At 64.5% G+C, this 18,697-nt stretch carries 18 protein-coding genes; 16 read left to right on the forward strand and 2 right to left on the reverse strand.

Annotated features, from left to right (window positions below; translation table 11 throughout):
- Window positions 1–15 precede the first annotated feature (15 nt).
- The 5 genes from ACLQ8T_RS08250 (at window position 16) to ACLQ8T_RS08270 (ending at window position 5,679) form a co-directional block, all read left to right on the forward strand.
- Window positions 16–684 (forward strand): winged helix-turn-helix domain-containing protein, encoded by a 669-nt coding sequence (locus tag ACLQ8T_RS08250; RefSeq protein ID WP_204723270.1) that lies wholly within the window; start codon window positions 16–18, stop codon window positions 682–684.
- On the forward strand, window positions 681–2,126 hold the full coding sequence (locus ACLQ8T_RS08255) for a sensor histidine kinase (RefSeq protein WP_413456358.1): 1,446 nt from the start codon (window positions 681–683) through the stop codon (window positions 2,124–2,126). The genes ACLQ8T_RS08250 and ACLQ8T_RS08255 overlap by 4 nt, the downstream gene beginning before the upstream one ends.
- Window positions 2,116–3,090 (forward strand): TAXI family TRAP transporter solute-binding subunit, encoded by a 975-nt coding sequence (locus ACLQ8T_RS08260; protein WP_413454380.1) that lies wholly within the window; start codon window positions 2,116–2,118, stop codon window positions 3,088–3,090. The genes ACLQ8T_RS08255 and ACLQ8T_RS08260 overlap by 11 nt, the downstream gene beginning before the upstream one ends.
- Before the next feature lie 85 nt (window positions 3,091–3,175).
- Window positions 3,176–4,492, forward strand: coding sequence for a M20/M25/M40 family metallo-hydrolase (locus ACLQ8T_RS08265; protein WP_413454381.1), 1,317 nt, complete (start codon window positions 3,176–3,178; stop codon window positions 4,490–4,492).
- Window positions 4,493–4,539: 47 nt separating this feature from the next.
- Window positions 4,540–5,679 (forward strand): acyl-CoA dehydrogenase family protein, encoded by a 1,140-nt coding sequence (locus ACLQ8T_RS08270; RefSeq protein ID WP_413454382.1) that lies wholly within the window; start codon window positions 4,540–4,542, stop codon window positions 5,677–5,679.
- A 33-nt stretch (window positions 5,680–5,712) separates the two neighbouring features.
- Here ACLQ8T_RS08270 and ACLQ8T_RS08275 read toward each other — a convergent pair whose 3' ends face one another.
- Window positions 5,713–5,946, reverse strand: a complete 234-nt coding sequence (locus ACLQ8T_RS08275; RefSeq protein ID WP_204722084.1) for a DUF5703 family protein — start codon at window positions 5,944–5,946, stop codon at window positions 5,713–5,715.
- Between the two features lie 44 nt (window positions 5,947–5,990).
- Here ACLQ8T_RS08275 and ACLQ8T_RS08280 point away from each other — a divergent pair, with 44 nt between their 5' ends.
- From ACLQ8T_RS08280 to mshC, 3 genes are all read left to right on the forward strand, one after another.
- Window positions 5,991–6,200 carry a hypothetical protein gene (locus ACLQ8T_RS08280; protein ID WP_204722086.1) on the forward strand — a complete coding sequence of 70 codons (210 nt, stop codon included), beginning with the start codon at window positions 5,991–5,993 and terminating at the stop codon, window positions 6,198–6,200.
- A 78-nt stretch (window positions 6,201–6,278) separates the two neighbouring features.
- Complete coding sequence (locus ACLQ8T_RS08285; protein WP_073706253.1) at window positions 6,279–7,103, forward strand: undecaprenyl-diphosphate phosphatase; 825 nt, start codon at window positions 6,279–6,281, stop codon at window positions 7,101–7,103.
- Window positions 7,104–7,230: 127 nt separating this feature from the next.
- The gene (mshC, locus tag ACLQ8T_RS08290; RefSeq protein WP_413454383.1) at window positions 7,231–8,493 is read left to right on the forward strand and encodes a cysteine--1-D-myo-inosityl 2-amino-2-deoxy-alpha-D-glucopyranoside ligase; all 1,263 of its coding nucleotides are present in this window, start codon (window positions 7,231–7,233) and stop codon (window positions 8,491–8,493) included.
- Between the two features lie 32 nt (window positions 8,494–8,525).
- Here mshC and ACLQ8T_RS08295 read toward each other — a convergent pair whose 3' ends face one another.
- Window positions 8,526–9,434: a proteasome assembly chaperone family protein gene (locus ACLQ8T_RS08295; protein WP_413454384.1), complete on the reverse strand. Its 909-nt coding sequence runs from the start codon at window positions 9,432–9,434 to the stop codon at window positions 8,526–8,528.
- Window positions 9,435–9,517: 83 nt separating this feature from the next.
- Here ACLQ8T_RS08295 and ACLQ8T_RS08300 point away from each other — a divergent pair, with 83 nt between their 5' ends.
- From ACLQ8T_RS08300 to ACLQ8T_RS08335, 8 genes are all read left to right on the forward strand, one after another.
- Complete coding sequence (locus tag ACLQ8T_RS08300; RefSeq protein ID WP_204722094.1) at window positions 9,518–10,231, forward strand: HAD family hydrolase; 714 nt, start codon at window positions 9,518–9,520, stop codon at window positions 10,229–10,231.
- The gene (locus tag ACLQ8T_RS08305) at window positions 10,228–11,355 is read left to right on the forward strand and encodes a site-2 protease family protein (protein WP_413454385.1); all 1,128 of its coding nucleotides are present in this window, start codon (window positions 10,228–10,230) and stop codon (window positions 11,353–11,355) included. Before ACLQ8T_RS08300 ends, ACLQ8T_RS08305 begins: the two co-directional genes overlap by 4 nt.
- A 42-nt stretch (window positions 11,356–11,397) precedes the next feature.
- Window positions 11,398–12,456: a tRNA (adenine-N1)-methyltransferase gene (locus tag ACLQ8T_RS08310; protein WP_204722098.1), complete on the forward strand. Its 1,059-nt coding sequence runs from the start codon at window positions 11,398–11,400 to the stop codon at window positions 12,454–12,456.
- 148 nt (window positions 12,457–12,604) lie between these two features.
- Entirely contained in the window at window positions 12,605–14,314 is a 1,710-nt protein-coding gene (gene arc / locus ACLQ8T_RS08315; RefSeq protein ID WP_413456397.1) for a proteasome ATPase, read from the forward strand.
- Window positions 14,311–15,927 carry a depupylase/deamidase Dop gene (dop, locus tag ACLQ8T_RS08320; RefSeq protein ID WP_413454386.1) on the forward strand — a complete coding sequence of 539 codons (1,617 nt, stop codon included), beginning with the start codon at window positions 14,311–14,313 and terminating at the stop codon, window positions 15,925–15,927. The genes arc and dop overlap by 4 nt, the downstream gene beginning before the upstream one ends.
- A 67-nt stretch (window positions 15,928–15,994) precedes the next feature.
- Window positions 15,995–16,180, forward strand: a complete 186-nt coding sequence (locus ACLQ8T_RS08325) for a ubiquitin-like protein Pup (RefSeq protein WP_413454387.1) — start codon at window positions 15,995–15,997, stop codon at window positions 16,178–16,180.
- 78 nt (window positions 16,181–16,258) lie between these two features.
- Window positions 16,259–17,632, forward strand: a complete 1,374-nt coding sequence (pafA, locus tag ACLQ8T_RS08330; protein WP_413454388.1) for a Pup--protein ligase — start codon at window positions 16,259–16,261, stop codon at window positions 17,630–17,632.
- A gap of 121 nt (window positions 17,633–17,753) precedes the next feature.
- On the forward strand, window positions 17,754–18,689 hold the full coding sequence (locus tag ACLQ8T_RS08335; protein WP_413454389.1) for an FKBP-type peptidyl-prolyl cis-trans isomerase: 936 nt from the start codon (window positions 17,754–17,756) through the stop codon (window positions 18,687–18,689).
- Window positions 18,690–18,697 lie beyond the last annotated feature (8 nt).

The following is an 18,697-nucleotide window of genomic DNA, read 5'->3' on the forward strand; positions in this document are numbered from 1 at the left end:
ACCGAGGATGATGCCGTGCAGCTGTTGATCGTCGAAGACGACGAGGCCGTCGCCCGCGCCCTGATTGATGCGGTGCGTGCGGCAGGCCACCAGGCAGAGCATGTCGGCCGCGGTGCCGACGCGCTGTTGAAGCATCGCAACGCGCAGATGATCCTGCTGGATCTGGGCCTGCCGGATATGGACGGGCTTGAAGTCCTGCGCAAGCTGCGTCAAGTTAGCGACGTTCCCGTCGTCATCCTCTCGGCTCGCAATGACGAGCGCAGCGTGGTCCGGGGGCTGCGCCAGGGCGCAGACGATTTCCTGGTCAAGCCCATCGGCCTGGCAGTTCTCCTTGCCCGCATTGACGCAGTGGCACGGCGGGCGAAGGTGCTCGCCGACGACAATGACGGCGTGCTCATCGCCGGCGGGCTGCGCGTGGATACTGGCAAGCACGAAGCGGTACTCGACGGGCGGTCGCTGCATTTGACCGCTAAGGAATTCGACTTGCTGGCGTTGCTGTCCCAGCACGCCGGATCGGTAGTCACCCGGGAGCAGATCCTTGACCACCTCTGGGGCGACGCATTCATTGCGGTTTCTCGTTCCTTGGATGTCCACCTCACCGGCTTGCGTTCCAAGCTCGCTGCCCCGGGGATGATTGTGAACGTCCGCGGGGTCGGCTACCGGTTGGAAACGCCGAACCCGTGAGGCTGCGCGTACTGGGAATTTTGGGCACGCTGCTGCTGGCGATCGTCGCCATCGCCAGCGCGATGCTGTTGCAGAGCGTGAGCCGCGATGCCACCGCGGATCTGCAGCTGAACCGGATTTCGGCATTGAACCGTTTCGTCCAGCTCGCCACCCATGCCGACCTGAACAGCGACATGTCGCTGCTCCAGCTGGAGATGGATACCTATAGCGATTTGTACGGCGAAGGCCTGCTGATCAACCTTGGCCAGCGGCAATTGGTCTCGGGGAGCATCGACCCGCAGGACCCCGAGGTGGCGCAGGCCGTGCGCAATGCCGAACTGAACCTCGGGCTCCTCCAGCTTCCGCCCATCGATCTCTTCTCCGATGCCACTGCATTGCTTTCGCAACCTTTCGGCAATTCCGCCCAGGTGCTCGGCTCGGTCACCATGCAAGTGAACCTGGAAACTGCACGCACAAAGGTGCTGGAAAAGTCCAGCGTGCTCTGGCTCATGGTCATCTCCCTTGGTGCCGGACTGCTGCTCCTGGCCGACCGCCTCACCTCTTGGGTGCTTCGCCCGGTGCACCGGCTCAACGATGCGGTCAATGACATTGCGCAGCACCAGGTGCCGGTGCATCTGGAAGAGCAAGGACCGCCAGAGCTGCGCCAGCTGTCCCGGTCGCTAAGCAATATGGCCCGGACCATGGCCGAGAGCCTTGAACAGCAGCAAGAGCTTATCGCCGAGACATCCCATCAGCTGCGCAACCCGGTAGCAGCTTTGAGGCTTCGCGTGGATCTGCTGAAGATGCGCCTGGGCGAGCAGGCGGATCCCGCTGGAGTGCGCGCCGTGGAAAGCGAACTGGATCGGGTGGAGACCTTGCTGGATGGCGTCATGCGCTTGGCCAGCGCCGAGCATAGGCTGACCGAGCAGAAAGCCGGGGACGCACTGCCCGACGCAGCTGTGCGCGGCCAGCAAATCGACGTCGGGCAGATGCTTGCCGAAGAAGTCGAACGGCAATCCGAAGCTGCCCGGCTGCTGGGCAGCCAGCTGGTACTCGATGCTAGTGCCACCTCGGAACCGGAAGCCATCGCGTGGTGCAACGGCTTCGATTTGCAGCAGATGCTCGCAGAACTGGTTGAGAACGCCTTCAAATACGCACCCGGCAGCAGCATCGTGATGGGCCTCGGGCTCCACCAGCGAACTGCCGAGATCCAGATACAAGACCACGGTCCCGGCATGAGCGCCGCTGAACTGGAGAACGCCGCAGATCGCTTCTGGCGCGCAGAACAGGTGCGGCACCGCCCGGGAACCGGCCTGGGATTGGCCATCGTCGATCGCCTGGCACGCGCCAATGCCGGTGGGCTCACGCTGGAATCGGCTCCGGGCCAGGGGCTGAAAGCGACCATCAGCCTTCCGCGGCACACCGAGGAAACCGAGGAAACCGAGGTCAACGATGAATCCTGAGCCATTGCCGTCGCGGCGAAATCTGCTCAAATACCTGCTTGCGCTCCCGGTGGCTGCCACGATCCCGGCCTTGGGTTCTTGCACTTCGCGGGCTAGTGCAGGCCGATTGGATATCGCTTCAGGGGAAGATGGGGGAATGTACTTCCAATTTGCCTTCTTGCTCTCCAAGGCGTTGGTGGCCAACGGGGTCGCCGAGCAGTCCAGCGCCTTGAACACCCAAGCTAGCGCCCAGAACCTGGCGATGCTCGCAGGCAATGAGGCCGAGCTGGCTCTGGCGCTGGCCGATACCGTAGAACAGTACCGGAAGGACTATGCTTCGAAAGCCCCGCCGCTGGCCCTGGGCCGCGTCTACCAGAACTACTTCCATTGCATCCTCCGTCCTGGAACCGGCATTGAATCGCTGCATGATCTTGCAGGACGCACCATCGGAACCGGCGCTCCGGAATCCGGTACGTGGGTTACCGGCCAGCGGATCCTTGAAGCGGCGAACCTCAAGAACAGTGCGAATGCGCCCACGGAGCTGCAGTACGGGTACGCGGCAGGGCTGGACGCGCTGAGCCGCGGAAGCATTGACGCGCTCTTCCTCTTCGGTGGCCTGCCGGTGATGCCGCTGAGCGAACTCGCGTCCAGCATGGATCTGGAACTGCTCGACGTGTCGGGGGTCCTGCCGCAGTTGCGTGAGCGGTACCCGGACCTGTACGACGCGGTTGTCATCCCGGAGGGAACCTACCACGGCGTCAAGTCCGTCCAGGCAATCGGGGTTGGCAACTTGTTGATGGCGCGCGCGGACATGGCTGATGACCTGGCCGGAGCCATCGTCAAGCTCCTGGTCGACAACGCTGACCAGCTGGTCCCGGCCTCCAGCGCCGGCATCCAATTCCTGAGCACTGAAACCTTGATCAGCACCGGTGGCCTGCCGTTGCACCCGGGTGCGCGCACCGCCTACCGGGAACTGCACGGATAAGCGTCGGGCACGCCGGTACGAGACGGCCGGGGGCTTGGCCGACTAGTGTGTATGGCAGAGCACTGCTACGAGAGGATCAATTGTGATGCCCACTGCCGACGCCATTGCACGCATGGAAAATGAAGCCGTCGAGATTTGCCGGAAACTGATCCAGATCGACACGACGAACTACGGTGGCAACAAGGGGGCAGGCGAGCTGGAGGCCGCCGAATATGTTGCCGGTTTGCTCCAGGAAGTTGGCCTGGAGGCGAAGATCTACGAGTCTGCTCCCGGGCGGGCCAATGTGCTCACGCGTATTCCGGGTGCTGACCCGGCGCTGCCGGCCCTGGTGGTGCACGGCCATTTGGATGTCGTGCCAGCCATCGCCGAAGACTGGAGCGTGGATCCCTTCGGGGCGGAGATCATCGACTCGATGATCTGGGGACGCGGTGCGGTAGACATGAAGAACATGGACGCAATGATCATCGCCGCCATCCGCCATCTGCAGCGCGAAAAGATCACCCAACGGCGCGACCTGGTCATCGCCTTCTTTGCCGATGAGGAAGCCGGCGGGGACTATGGTGCAGGCTGGATGGTGCAGAACCATCCAGAGCTCTTTGCCGGCGCCACCGAGGCGATCAGCGAAGTCGGCGGGTTCTCGGTCGAGATCAACGGCCGCCGCGCCTACATGCTGCAGACCGCGGAAAAGGGTATCGCCTGGCTGAAGCTGAGCGCCCAGGGCATGGCAGGCCACGGTTCGCAGCTGAACACCGATAATGCGGTCACCCGTCTGGCAGGAGCCGTGCATCGCATCGGCGAGCATCAGTGGCCGCTGTCCTACACCAAGACCACGCGGGCCTTGCTTGAACAGGTGGCCGAGCTGTCCGGGCTGGACTTCGATGAAGCAGATCCTGCACCGCTGCTCTCGGCCATGGGCAACGTCTCGAGGTTCGTCGGCGCGACCTTGCAGAATACCGCGAACCCCTCCGCATTGGACGCCGGCTACAAGCACAACGTCATTCCCGGCCATGCCGAAGCGCTGATCGACTGCCGCACCCTGCCCGAGCAGCACGAAGCCACCGTGCAGACCCTGCGCGAATTGGCCGGGGAACACGTCGAGCTGTCCATGGTGCATGAGCAGGATTCCCTTGAGGTGCCGTTCGCCGGTGCGCTGGTGGATTCGATGATCGAATCGCTCTTGGCCGAGGACCCGGACGCGGTGGTCCTGCCCTATATGCTCTCCGGCGGCACCGATAACAAATGGCTGGCCAAGCTGGGCATCACCGGCTACGGATTCGCGCCGCTGCAGCTTCCCGCCGAACTGGACTTCACCGGAATGTTCCACGGCGTCGATGAACGAGTGCCGGTGGACTCCGTCAAATTCGGCGTCCGCGTCCTGCAGAAGCTCTTGCAGGACTACTAGAACCCTCCTCCACCCACCGAGCACAAGAGAAACCGGGAGCAGAATCATTGTCCATCGAATCAGTACTGACCAACGAGCTGCTTGAACGCTTCCGTGGCCGGGCAGCCGGCTATGACGAGGCCAACGCGTTCGCCATCGACGACTTCAACGAGCTGGTGGAAATCGGCTACCTCAAGGCACTGGTGCCGGCGGATCGCGGGGGACTGGGGTGGAGTTTCGACACCCTGGCGCTAGCCCAGCGCCGCCTCGCCACGGCCGCACCGGGTACGGCGCTGGCGATCAACATGCACCAGGTCTGGGCAGGCGTCGCCTATCTTCTGCAGGCCCGAGGGGACCGGCGCCTGGACATGGTTGCCGATTGGGTCGCCGAGGGCGAGGTGATGGCCTTCGGGATTTCGGAACCAGGCAACGATGCGGTGCTCTTCGATTCCAAGACCAGTGCGGCCACCGCTGCCGATTGTTCGGTGGCATTCACCGGCGTGAAGATCTTCACCTCGCTTTCCCCGGCGTTCACCCGTCTGGGGGTGTTCGGCAAGGATCAGGACTCCGGGGAGCTGGTCCACGGCTTCGTCGCCCGCGGCGAAGGCGTGCAGCCGATGGACGACTGGAACACCCTGGGCATGCGGGCCAGCCAGTCGCACACCACGAAGCTGGAGGATGCGGTGGCTCCCAGCGATTGGGTGCATAGCCGGCTGCCGGTCGGCCCGAACGCGGACCCGCTGATCTTCGGCATCTTCGCCTCCTTCCTCACCCTGACCGCGAGCGTCTACGTGGGCATCGCCGATCGTGCGGTGACCCTGGCGCAGGAGGCGCTGAATGATCGAGTGCACCAGGACGGGACCAAGTATTCGCAGGATGTCCACGCCCGCGGCCTGCTGGCGGAGGCGGCCATGCGCCTGCTGTCCCTGGATGCCTTGCAGCGCTCGGTGGCCGGAGACCTGGAAGCGAAGGCTGACCACCAGGGTGCCTGGTTCCCGAAGCTGGTGACGCTGCGGACCATCGCGGGGGACACCGCGCGGGAGAACGTCCAGGTTGCCGGCCAGCTGCTGGGCGGCGGCGGGTATTTCCGCGGCTCGGAATTCGAACGGCTCTACCGCGACGTGCAGGCCAGCTGGTACCACCCGTCCAATGCGGCGTCGGCTGCCAATACGGTGGCCTCTTGGCTGGTCGGCCCGCTCGACAGCTAGGCCGAGGCCCGGCGCCGCCTGCCCAGTGGCGGTTCAGGTAGCCAGCGTGCTGCGAATGCGCATCACGCGCCGGCGCAGCCAATACTTGTAGGCGCCGCCCTCGTAGCGGCAGGTGCGCATCAGCTCCCATTTGCCGTTATCCGCATGCTCGCGCAGGGCTGCCCGGGCTACATGCTTCGGCTCGCCGGGGAAGGAGGTGATGACCAGGTATTCGAAGCGCTGGTCATCGGGATGATGCAGCGGCGGCTTAATTCTTTCTTCGAGCATCCTGCCCCCTATCTAAAGAACGCCATGCGTTGTAGCCTCATGCTATGAGTACTGATCCGAGTTTTGCACTGCAAGCATTTATTGCCCGCCTGGAGCAGCATCTGGCAATTGTGTCGCAGAGCCGCGGTGCCGCCGAGGCTTCCGTCGACGACGCCTTTGGCGCGTTGGCCGATGCCTTCGAAGACTATGAGGACGCCCTCTACGAACAGTATTCCGAGCTTTTGCCCTTCACCATACCCTCGGATGATGCGTGAGTACGACCACGGGGTGAATTTTTCGCATTACGTGTTTCTGAGTCCGGATACTCGCAATCCGTGAAGTAATGTCGAGGGGTGAATTGGTTTGAAGCAGCTTTCCTAGGATTGATCCAGGGCCTGACCGAGTTCCTCCCGATCTCGTCCTCCGCCCACTTGCGCATCGTTGGCGAACTTTTGCCTAACGCCCAGGACCCCGGGGCGGCTTTTACCGCCATTACCCAGCTGGGTACCGAAACCGCGGTGATCGTCTTCTTCTGGCGTGACATCGTACGCATCATCGGTGCGTGGTGCAAGGCCTTGGCCGGCAAGATCCCGCATTCGGATCCGGATGCCAAGATGGGCTGGCTGATCATCGTCGGCTCCCTGCCCATCGCGATCCTGGGCCTGCTGCTGGAAGACTACATCGATACGAACTTCCGTTCGCTGTGGATCGTGGCGACAACCCTGGTGGTCTTCGGCCTGATCCTGGCCATTGCCGACCACTACGGCAAGCAACAGCGCACCTTGGAGAAGCTGACCGTCAAGCACGGCATCTTCTACGGCTTCGCGCAGGCCATGGCCCTGATTCCGGGCGTCTCGCGCTCCGGCGGCACCATCACCGCCGGCCTGCTCATGGGCTACACCCGCGAGGCGGCGGCCCGCTACTCGTTCCTGCTGGCCATCCCTGCGGTATTCGCCTCGGGCCTGTACAAGCTGGCCAAGTCCTTCGATGAGCCGGGGGTCTACACCCTGGCGCAGACCGGTGTCGCCACCGTCGTCGCCTTCATCGTCGGCTTCCTGATCGTGGGCTGGTTCCTGAAGTTCGTTTCCACCCACTCCTACCGCTTCTTCGTCTGGTACCGCATCCTGCTGGGCCTGGCGTTGTTCGTCGCTCTCGGATTGGGCTGGATGGCCGCCTGATTCTTGCCCTGAAAGATGTCCGTGGACTGCTTCACGGACATCTTGCAGTTAATGGGAATAAACCTTGTCCTGCTTCACTTGGACTTAAAGGAAGAAATACGTCGCATCTGCGAAAGGATGTTCATAAGTGCACGCGTGGAAAAACCCTGAGGTACCTCAGGTGGCTGGTTCAGCACCGACACTGGAACTTTTCAACACCGCCACCGGTACCCAGCAGGCCACTGCGCCAGCGGACGAGGCTCTTGCACCGGCAAGCATGTACGTCTGCGGAATTACCCCGTATGACGCTACCCATATGGGCCACGCCGCCACATATGTCACCTTCGACCTGGTGCAGCGCGCCTGGCTCGATGCCGGGCGAACCGTGGCCTACACCCAGAACATCACCGACGTGGACGATCCGCTGCTGGAGCGTGCAACGGCCACGGGCGTCGACTGGCGGGAACTGGCCGAGTCGCAGATCCAGCTCTTCCGCGACGACATGGAAGCGCTGAATGTCATCCCGCCGCAGAACTACATCGGCGCCGTGGAATCCATCGGCTGGCTGGTCCCCGTGGTCGAGCAGCTGCTCGACGCGGACCTGGCCTACCGCGTGCCGGCCGGTGCCGATGGGGTCGAAGGCGACGTGTACTTCGACACCATGGCCGCGCAGAACGATGCCTGGAAGCTGGGTTCGGTCTCCAACTACGACCGCGAGACGATGCTCGGCTTCTTCGCCGAACGCGGCGGCGACCCGGACCGCGCAGGCAAGCGCGACGCGCTGGATCCGCTGTTGTGGCGTGCCGCCCGCGAGGGCGAGCCCCGGTGGGATGGCGGCACGCTGGGCGAAGGCCGCCCCGGCTGGCATATCGAATGCTCGGTGATTGCCCGAAAGACCCTGCCGGCTCCGTTCACCGTCCAGGGCGGCGGTTCGGACCTGATCTTCCCGCACCACGAATTCTCCGCAGCCCACGCGGCCGCCGGCGATAATGCCGAACTCGCGCAGGCCTACGTGCACACCGGCATGGTGGGCCTCGATGGCGAGAAGATGAGCAAGTCCCTGGGCAATCTGGTGCTGGTCTCCAAGCTGCGCGCCGCCGGCGTCGAGCCGGTGGCGATCCGCGCCGTGCTGCTCTCCCAGCACTACCGCAGCGACTGGTTCTGGACCGACGAGCTGCTGGCCACCGCGCAGCGGCGCGTGGCGGCCTGGCGCGAGGCGCTGGCCAGCGCCAGCCTCGAGGATTCGGCCAGCGTGATGGCCCAGATCCGCAAGCACCTGGCCAATGACCTTGATGCACCCGCCGCGCTGAATGCCATCGACCGGTGGGCCGCACAGCCTGCCAGCTCGAATCACGAGGGCGCCAACGCCTTGCGCGACGGCATCGACGCGCTGCTCGGGCTCAAGCTCTAGCACGCTGCTTCGCACGCAACCCGGCGTCCGCCTCAGATATCGTAGTCGGACCCCGGGCCGTCCGAGCGGTACTTTCCGCGGCGGCGCAGGTAGCGCTCGAACTCCCGGGCAATGGATTCGCCGCTGGCCTCGGGCAGTTCGCTGGTGTCGGTGGCCTGCTCCAGCTGCTCGACATACTTGGCGACATCCGGATCCGCTGCCGCCAGCTCGTCCACCCCATGCTTCCAGGCCAGCGCATCCTCGCGCAGCTTCTGGTCGCGCACGGACACCGGGAGGATCTCCTCCAGCAGCTCGATGATGGCCAGCTGGACCCGCGGGCTGGGGGATTGGGCGACATAGTGGGAGAGCTGCGCCCAGAGCGACAGGCTCGGGATCCCGTAGCGTTCGAACTCCACACCGAGCACCGAGGGGATTCCGGTGGGCCCCTCATAGCTGGAGGCGCTGATCTTCAGATGCTCCTGCAAGCGCGCATCGTCGCTGGCCAGCGAGGTCGGCACCGGGCGGGTATGCGGCACGTCGGCCAGCAACGCGCCCACGCTCAGCACCGCATGGGCATTGTGCGCCTGCGCCACCTTGATGATCCGGGAGCAGAACGCCTGCCACTTGAACGTCGGCTCGACCCCGAGGACCACCAGCAGGTCGGCGGCCGCCTGCGGCAGCGCGATCTTGAACAGCTCGGTGCGCGGCCATTCCACCACGCGTCCACTCTCGGTGCGCCGGGTCTTGGGCCTGGTGAACTGGTAGTCGTAGAAGTCGTCCTCGCCCACCGTGGCCAGATGCTCGTACTCGTGGGATTCGAGCAGCAGGCGCACGGCATCCGTCGCCGCCGAGCCGGCGTCGTTCCACCCCTCGAAGGCGGCCAGGGCAATGGTGGGGCGAATCTCATGCTGGGTCTTGGCGATATAGCTGTCCAGCGTCGGGGCGTGGTATTCCTCGTTCATTGACGACTCCTTGGCAGCACTCGATGTACCCGGCGTGGCTCGCCGAGGCGGCTTAGCCCCACTCTTCCATCTAGAATGGACTCATGCCAAGCACCAGTTTTGACTTTGCCGCCGGAACCAAGCCCGCAACCCCGCAAGCCGTGTTGTGGGATATGGACGGCACGCTGATCGACACCGAGCCCTATTGGCTGGCTGCCGAAGCCGAGCTGGTGGCCTCCCATGGCGGAACCTGGAGCCATGAGCAGGGCCTGGCCCTGGTTGGCAACGCGTTGCCCGATGGCGCCCGCGCCCTGCAGCTGGCCGGGGTGCAGCTGGAAATCCGCGAGATCATCGACTGGCTCTCGGCCCGGGTGGTTGCCGGCATCCGCCGCGAAATCCCCTGGCGCCCTGGAGCGCGCGAGCTGCTGGCCGCCTGCAATCAGGCAGGGATCCCGCAGGCCTTGGTGACCATGTCCGAGCGCAGCATCGTCGACGAGCTGATGCTCGCCATCCCCGAAGGCACCTTCCAGGCCAGCGTGACCGGCGAAGAGGTGGCCCACGGCAAGCCGCACCCCGAGCCCTACCTGCGCGGACTGCGGCTGCTGGGCGAAGCCACCGGCCAGCAGCTGTCCGCCTCCCAGTGCATCGGCTTCGAGGATTCGGTGCCGGGCATCGCCTCGGCGTCCGAGGCCGGGCTGCATGCGGTGCTGGTTCCCAACGCCACCGACCCCGGCGAGGGCAAGTGGCGCCGGATCGACTCCTTGGCTTCCGTGGATGTGGCCGCAATGTCCCGCTGGCTGGTGCAGGTCAGCGCGTGAGCGATACCCAGGAAAAGTCCCCCGGAATCAAGCTGGGCCGCATCGGCGGCGTCCCGGTCTACCTCTCCAGCTCGTGGTTCATCATCACCGCGGTGATCACCTTCAGCGTGGGCATCCAGCTGGCGCGCGGCGGCATTATCCCGCCGCTGAGCGCCTACCTGATGGGCCTGGCCTGCGCCGTGGCCATCGCCGTGGCGGTGCTGGTCCACGAGGTAGCCCACGCGATGACCGCGCGCGCCTTCAAATGGCCCGATGCGCACATTGTGCTGACCCTGATGGGCGGGCACACCCAGTTCGGCTCCTTCAAGGCCAAGCCCGGCGCGTCGCTCTGGGTGGCGCTCTCCGGGCCGCTGTCCAACTTCGTGCTGGCCGGATTGGGCTGGCTGGTGATCCAGAACGCCACCCTGGGCGTGTACCCGAACCTGCTGCTTGACTTCTTCGTCTATGCCAACCTGCTGCTCGGCGCGTTCAACGCCCTGCCCGGGCTTCCGCTCGATGGCGGGCGGCTGGTCGAGTCCATCGTCTGGAAGGCCACCGGGTCCCAGTTCAAGGGCACGATCGCCTCGTCCTGGGTGGGCCGGGCGATCGCCGTGGGCCTGATCGGATACTTCGTCATCTATCCGCTCATTCGCGGCGAGCAGCCGCAGATCATCACCGTGGTGGTCGGCATCATGGTGGCGATGTTCATGTGGCAGGCGACCACGCAGCTGATCGCGCACTCCAAGATGATGCTGAACCTGCCCACGGTGATCGCTACCGACCTGATGCGCCCGGCTTCGGCCATGGTCTCGCACGCCAGCGTTGCCGATGTGCTGGTGCGCCAGGGGGCACGCGGGGGAGAGATCATCCTGATCGACCCGAAGGGAATGCCGGTCGGGGTCATCGACGCGCAGGCACTGTCCCGGGTGGATCGGAGCCAGGCGGCGCAGGTTCCCGCGCTGGCAGTGTCCCGCGCCCTGGGCCAGGGCGCGATCGTCGCCGAGGATTCGGACGGGCGCGCGCTGATCGACTACCTGGCCAGCGTGGAGAGCGCCGAATACGCGGTGATCAGCTCCACCGGGAACGTGGTGGGCCTGCTGCACCAGCGGCAGATCGTCAACGCCGTCACCGGACGCCGCAAGTAGACTTCTATACAGACTGAAAGCACCAAGAAAAGGATCACATCAGTGAGCGAAGCCATCAGCCAGGCCCCCCACGGAGCGGCAGCCCGCCGCGGCCCCTTCCGGGTCGGGGACCGCGTGCAGCTGACCGACGAGAAGCGCCGGATCAACACCATCACCCTGCAGCGCGGTGGCGAATTCCATACGCACAAGGGCGTGCTGCCGCACGAGGACATCATCGGGTTGCCCGAGGGCTCGGTCATCGAGAATGCCGACGGCTTCCGCTACCAGGCCCTGCGCCCGCTGGCCAAGGACTTCGTGCTCTCCATGCCGCGCGGAGCTACCGTGGTCTACCCGAAGGACGCGGCGCAGATCGTGCAGTTCGGCGACATCTTCCCCGGCGCCCGCGTGGTCGAGGCAGGCGTCGGCTCCGGCGCGCTGTCCATCTCGCTGCTGCGCGCGGTGGGCGACGAGGGCTTCCTGCACTCCTTCGAGCGCCGCGAGGAGTTCGCCGAGATCGCCCGCGGCAACGTCTCCACCGTCTTCGGCGGAGACCACCCGTCCTGGCAGATCTCCATCGGCGACTTCCAGGACAAGGTTGTAGAGCTCGAAGAGCCAGGCAGCATCGACCGCGTGGTGCTGGACATGCTCAGCCCCTGGGAATGCCTTGACGCGGTAGCCACCGTGCTGGCGCCGGGCGGGGTGTGGACCAACTACGTCTCCTCAGTGACCCAGATGTCCCGGGTGGTCGAAGCGATTCGCGCCTCCGGCCAGTTCACCGAGCCCGAATGCTTCGAAACTCTGGTGCGCGGCTGGCACGTCGACGGCCTGGCGGTGCGCCCGGACCACCGCATGGTCGCGCATACCGCCTTCCTGATCACCTGCCGCCGGCTGGCCGACTCGGCTGACGGCATCCCAAAGGCCAAGCGGATCAAGGAGCACTCCTACTCGGACGAGGACCTCAGCGCCTGGACCCGCGATCACGCTGAGGACGAATGGACGGCAGAAGCCCTGGGCGAGCGCGGCCTGTCGGACAAGAAGCTGCGCCGTGCCGCGCGCGACGCCAACCAGTCGGTGCGCGTGCGCGCAGCTGAGGAAAACGCCGAAGGCGCCGGCGGCGCCTGAGTAGAATCCGCATGCTGAGACGCAACGTCTCATTATGCGGATTTAGGCCCCGGGTGTTCTGCACTCGGGGCCTTCAGTTCCTAGGATGGAAGCAAGCCAGTGCGCCATGCACTGGAAAAACTTCATCAGGCTCCCAGAACGGGCCCGGATGGCGTTGGATGTTGGAGGTTGGAACGTGAACGATAATCGCGAAGCAGAACAATTGGCCGAGCGGCTGCAGATGACCGAACGCCAGGTCAACGTGCTGCGCGACAAGAACCGCAACCTCGACAAGCAGCTGGCAGGCATCAGCGGGAACAACAAGCGGCTGGTCGCCTTGCTGGAAACCACGCGCGAGCAGATCATCAACCTGAAGGCCGCGCTGGAAAAAGACGGCGACACCCCCTTCAGCCACGGCACCATCGTGGCCAAGCACCCGCGCAAGCACCCCGAACCGGGCCTGGGCATCGAATCCACCGGCGCGCAGGCGGCCGACGTGATCTACTCTGGGCGCAAGATGCGCGTGGCGGTCAGCCCGCTGCTGGACTTCGAGAAGCTGGTCATCGGCCAGCAGGTGCTGCTCAACGAGGCACTGGTGATCGTTGCAGCCCTGGGCTTCGAGGAAACCGGGGAACTGGTCACGGTCAAGGAACTGCTGGAAAACCACCACGCGGTGGTCATGGCCCGGGCCGATGACCAGCGCGTGATCGAGCTGGCCGGACCGCTGCGCGAGATGCACCTGCGCGTCGGCGACCAGCTGTCCATCGATTCCCGCTCGGGCATGGCGGTCTCCCGCGTCCAGCTCACCGACGTGCAATCCCTGGTGCTCGAAGAAGTGCCCGACATCGCCTACTCGGATATCGGCGGGCTGAACTCGCAGATCGAAGCCATCAAGGACTCGGTGGAACTGCCCTTCACCCATCCGGAACTGTACCGCGAGCACGGGCTGAGCGCGCCCAAGGGGATCCTGCTCTACGGCCCTCCGGGCTGCGGCAAGACGCTGATCGCCAAGGCCGTGGCCCACTCGCTGGCCCAGCGGGTCGCCGAGCGCAAGGAAGGCACCAGCAACCGCAGCTACTTCCTGAACATCAAGGGCCCGGAGCTGCTGGACAAGTACGTGGGCGAAACCGAACGCCACATCCGGCTGATCTTCGCCCGCGCCCGCGAGAAGGCGCTGCACGGCGATCCGGTCGTGGTGTTCTTCGACGAGATGGAAGCGCTGTTCCGGACCCGCGGCACCGGCGTCTCCTCGGACGTGGAAACCACCATCGTGCCGCAGCTGCTGGCCGAAATCGATGGCGTGGAGCGGCTGGACAACGTGATCGTCATCGGCGCCTCGAACCGCGAGGACATGATCGACCCGGCGATCCTGCGGCCAGGACGGCTCGACGTCAAGATCAAGATCCGCCGTCCCGACGCCGAGGGCGCCGCGGAGATCTTCAGCAAGTACCTGACCACGCAGCTGCCGCTGCACGCCGAGGAGCTCGCGGCCGATGCCGGCGATGCCTCCGCCACCATCGCCCGCATGATCAGCGAGGCGGTGAAGGCCATGTACTCCACCGAGCGGATCAACGAATTCCTCGAAGTCACCTACGTCACCGGGGATACGGAGGTGCTGTACTTCAAGGACTTCGCCTCCGGCGCGGTCATCCACAACATCGTGGACCGCGCCAAGAAACACGCCATCAAGGCGCTGATCACGGACAACGAGCGAGGCCTGAAAACCGAGTACCTGCTGCGCGCGGTGCGCGAGGAATTCGCCGAGCACGAAGACATGCCCAACACCACCAACCCCGATGACTGGGCGCGGATTTCCGGGCGCAAGGGCGAGCGGATCAGCAACATCCGTTCCCTGGTCAACCAGCAGGCCGGCAAATGAGCGCCCGCCGGCTAGTCGGCCTGGAAACCGAATACGGCATCATCCGCCCGAACATGCCCAAGGCCAAAGCCACGGTGCTCTCGGCGCAGATCGTTGATGCCTACGCGCAACTGGTCGCCGAGCAGGACTCGGCGGCCAAGGCCGCGCGCTGGGACTATTCCGACGAATCCCCGCTGGCCGATGCGCGCGGCTTCGCTATGGACCGCGCGCAGGCGCACCCGAGCCAGCTGACCGACGTGGAACCGGGGCTGGATGACGAGGGCATCTGGACCGCCGAGTCCATTGCGCTCGACGGCAATGACGCGCATGTGGGATCCACGCTCTACCAGGAAAAGGACTCCACGGATGTAGTGATGAATATGGTGCTGGGCAACGGCGCACGCCTATACGTGGACCATGCCCACCCGGAATACTCCAGCCCGGAAACGATGAGCCCGCGCGACGCGGTGCTCTGGGACCAGGCCGGCGACGAGGTGATGCGCCGCGCCGCCCAGGCCGCCGCGCGCCTGGGCAGCGGGGAACTGCTGCTCTACAAGAACAACACCGACAACAAGTCGGTCTCCTACGGTTCGCATGAGAACTACCTGATGCCGCGCGGCATCGAGTTCTCTGCCATTGCCAGCGGGCTCACCCCGTTCTTCGCCAGCCGCCAGATTTTCTGCGGTGCCGGGCGGGTAGGCCAGGGCATGCTCAACGAACGGGCCGCCTTCCAGATCTCCCAGCGCGCCGACTTCTTCGAAGCCGAAGTGGGGCTCGAAACCACGATCAACCGCCCGATCATCAACACCCGCGACGAGCCGCACGCGAACTGGGACAAGTACCGGCGGCTGCACGTGATCATCGGGGATGCGAACCTCGGACAGATCTCCACCCTGCTGCGCGTGGGCACCACCAACCTGGTGCTCTCGCTGATCGAAGCGGGCATGGCCCCGCAGCTGGAACTGGCCGAGCCGGTCCTGGCCTTGCAGCAGATCAGCCACGATCCGACGCTGAAGGCCAAGGTGGGATTGCGCGGCGGGGTGCAGCTGACGGCCATCGAGATCCAGCGCCATTACCTGCACGCGGCGGAAAACTACTGCGCGGCACGGGGGATTGCGGATCCAGATACCACCGAGATCCTCACCCGTTGGGCGCAGATGCTGGATCTGCTCGAGCGCGACCCGATGGACGCTGCCGATCAGATCGACTGGATCGCCAAATACCAGCTGGTCAACGGGTTCGCCCAGCGCCACGGAGTGGAGCTGTCGGATCCGCGCGTGGCGATGCTCGATCTGCAATGGGCGGATCTGCGCACAAACAAGGGGCTGTACTACCGGCTGGCCGAACGCGGAGCCATCCAGACGCTGTTCAGCCAGCAGGAGATCAACCAGGCGGTCAGCGCGCCGCCCGAGAATACCCGCGCCTACCTGCGCGGCATGACCCTGCAGCGCTATGCGCCGTATGTGGTCGCGGCGAACTGGGATGCTCTGTCCTTCGCCGTGCCCGGGGCGCGCAAGATCAGCCGCTTCCACATGCCCGAGCCGCTGGCCGGAACCCGGGCGCAGGTGGGCGAGCTGTTCGAGGCCGAGTTGGAGATTGCGGAATTTATCGACGAATTGGCGCGGCACCGCTAATCGGCGCAGAATAGGTATGAGTCCCGGTGCGTAATTCCGGGATTCGCGACTACGTCAGGAGAAAACGATGACCCAGGAAAGCTTCTCGTCCCGCCGCAACACCCAAGACCAGCAGGCTGAAGCCGAGCAGGTCCAGGTGAACACCACCGGCCAGTCCGCCGGCGTGGACGACCTGCTGGACGAGATCGACTCGGTGTTGGAATCCAACGCCGAGGAGTTCGTGCGCGGATTCGTGCAAAAGGGCGGCCAGTAAGCCCGCACGGGCTTTCGGCTTTGGACGTCGTGTTCTGCCACCCGGCGCAGAACCGCAGTTGAGGGGAAGTAGCTTCGCGTGGATCGCAGAATTTTTGGTCTGGAAACCGAGTTCGGACTGAATTATGTCCCGTCCGATGGGCGGCGGCTCACCCCGGAAGATGCCGCACGGCACCTGTTCAAGCCGGTGGTCAGCTGGGGGCGCAGCTCGAATGTCTTCCTGGAGAACGGCTCGCGCCTCTACCTGGATGTCGGCTCGCACCCCGAGTATGCCACCGCCGAATGCGACCAGCTCAAGCAGTTGATCGCCCATGACCGCGCAGGCGAATTCTTCATGCTCGACCTCGTCGACCAGGCCGAAGACCAGCTGGCCGAAGAAGGCCACGAAGGCCGGATCTACATGTTCAAGAACAATGTGGACTCCGCCGGCAACTCCTACGGGTGCCACGAGAATTACCTCATCCCGCGCAAGATCGAGTTCAAGCGCCTGGCAGACATGCTCATCCCCTTCCTCGTCACCCGCCAACTCTTGTGCGGTGCAGGGCATCTGATCACCGATGAGGGGGAAACCAAGTACGTCTTCTCCCAGCGCGCCGACCACATGTGGGAAGGGGTCTCCTCGGCCACGACGCGCTCGCGGCCGATCATCAACACCCGCGACGAGCCGCATGCGGATGCCGAGTACCACCGCCGGCTGCATGTCATCGTGGGCGATTCGACAATGAGCGAAACCACCCAGCTGCTCAAGATCGGCGCCACCGACCTGGTGCTGCGGCTGATCGAATCGGGGGAGATCTACCACGATTTGCGGCTGGAAAACCCGATCCGCTCGATCCGCCAGATCTCCCATGACTTCACCGGCCAGACCGTGGTGCGGCTGATGGGAGGCGACGAGCCCACCGCACTGCAGATCCAATGGATCCTCTTCGAATCGGTCAAGGAATTCATCGCCCGCCACGGCGCGCACCACGACCAGGTCGACACCGTCCTGGAATTATGGGAACGCACCCTGAACGCCGTGGAGAGCCAGGACTTCTCGCTGATCGACAAGGACATCGACTGGGCCATCAAGCACAAGCTGCTGATGGGATATGCGCGGAAGAATTCCCTCGAGCTCTCGGCGCCACGGCTCGCGCAGCTGAACCTGACCTATCACGACATCGATCCGCAGCGCGGGCTGTTCCACCTGCTCAAGCGCCGCGGCCTGGCCAGCTCGGTGGTCTCCGATGCCGAAATCCTGCAGGCGGTGAACAATCCGCCGGCCACGACACGCGCGGCGCTGCGCAGCAAATTCATTCGTGCCGCACGGGCCAACGGACGGCGCTATAGCGCGGACTGGGTGCACATGAAGTACGAGGACGGTCCGGGCGGCATCGTGCTGTGCAAGGACCCGTTCGCTACCAGCAATCCGCGGATCGACGAGCTCATCGAGCTGATGGGCCAGCAGCAATAGCAAGCTGGAAACAAGTATTTACACAGCAAAAACAACTATGCTGGACGCAGGCCATTTCGAGCCATGCCTTTCAGGCAAGCCCGCAATGCAACACCAGCTAATCCAACCGGAAAGAAGATTCGTGCGAAAAGTTTTGGCAGTATGCGCCACCGCGTCCATCCTTGCCCTGGCGTCCTGCGGTTCGGGTTCGTCAGCCCTGAGCGACATCGACGTCAAGCCAGCAGCAGATGAGAAGACCGCACCGGAGGTCAAGTTCGATGCCCCGTTGCTGACCGAGAAGGCAGAAGCTGTCACCGTGGTGGAGGGCGAGGGAGCGGACGTCAAGGAAGGCGACACCATCCAGATCCAGTCGGGCCTCTACAAGACCATTGACGGCCTGCTGACCAATGAGAACTTCACCGCCGATCCATCGCCGATGAAGGTTGACGAGACGCTCAAGGAGCAGATGCCCGAGCTGTACGACACCCTGTTGAAGTCCCAGGTTGGCGACTGGATCGCCTATGCGGCGATTGAAGGCGTGCAGCAGGCAGATGGTTCCGTGGCCGAACCGGCCGAAGGCTCGCGTGCCGAACGGCTGATCGTGATCAAGATCGCCGATTCCAAGAGCCCTAGCCAGACCCTGGGCCAGGACGAGGTCAAGAAGCTCAAGGACGCGGGCAAGCTCCCCACCGTGAAGACCGGCAAGGGCGATCCGCAGATCACCATCCCGAAGGACACCGAGGCTCCTGAAGGGCTGGCCGTGGACGTCCTTGAAGAAGGAGACGGGCCAGCCGTTGGCGAAACCTCGAAGGTCACCGCCCACTACCACGGCGTGCGCTGGGAAGACGGCAAGAAGTTCGACGGCAACTTCGGCAGCGAACAAGGCTACGAGGCCGATATGACTGGCGGCGTGATCGAGGGCTGGCTGCAGGGCTTCCAGGGCCTGAAGGAAGGCAGCAAGGTCTTGCTGACCATCCCGACCGACTTGGCCTACGGCGAAAACGCTGAAGCCCAGGGCAAGCCTGCAGGCCCACTGGTCTTCTACGTAGAATTAGACAAGGTAAGCGAAAGCAAGTAACAGAAAGG

Source organism: Glutamicibacter sp. FR1, assembly GCF_047300825.1.
Taxonomy (GTDB): Bacteria; Actinomycetota; Actinomycetes; order Actinomycetales; family Micrococcaceae; genus Glutamicibacter; species Glutamicibacter nicotianae.

Bases quoted from the DNA above. Each gene is read 5' to 3' on its own strand.
- ACLQ8T_RS08260 (WP_413454380.1), top strand. From the start codon at position 2,116: ATGAATCCTGAGCCATTGCCGTCGCGGCGAAATCTGCTCAAATACCTG.
- ACLQ8T_RS08265 (WP_413454381.1), top strand. From the start codon at position 3,176: ATGCCCACTGCCGACGCCATTGCACGCATGGAAAATGAAGCCGTCGAG.
- ACLQ8T_RS08275 (WP_204722084.1), bottom strand. From the start codon at position 5,946: ATGCTCGAAGAAAGAATTAAGCCGCCGCTGCATCATCCCGATGACCAG.
- ACLQ8T_RS08280 (WP_204722086.1), top strand. From the start codon at position 5,991: ATGAGTACTGATCCGAGTTTTGCACTGCAAGCATTTATTGCCCGCCTG.
- ACLQ8T_RS08295 (WP_413454384.1), bottom strand. From the start codon at position 9,434: ATGAACGAGGAATACCACGCCCCGACGCTGGACAGCTATATCGCCAAG.
- ACLQ8T_RS08300 (WP_204722094.1), top strand. From the start codon at position 9,518: ATGCCAAGCACCAGTTTTGACTTTGCCGCCGGAACCAAGCCCGCAACC.
- arc (WP_413456397.1), top strand. From the start codon at position 12,605: ATGGCGTTGGATGTTGGAGGTTGGAACGTGAACGATAATCGCGAAGCA.
- dop (WP_413454386.1), top strand. From the start codon at position 14,311: ATGAGCGCCCGCCGGCTAGTCGGCCTGGAAACCGAATACGGCATCATC.
- ACLQ8T_RS08325 (WP_413454387.1), top strand. From the start codon at position 15,995: ATGACCCAGGAAAGCTTCTCGTCCCGCCGCAACACCCAAGACCAGCAG.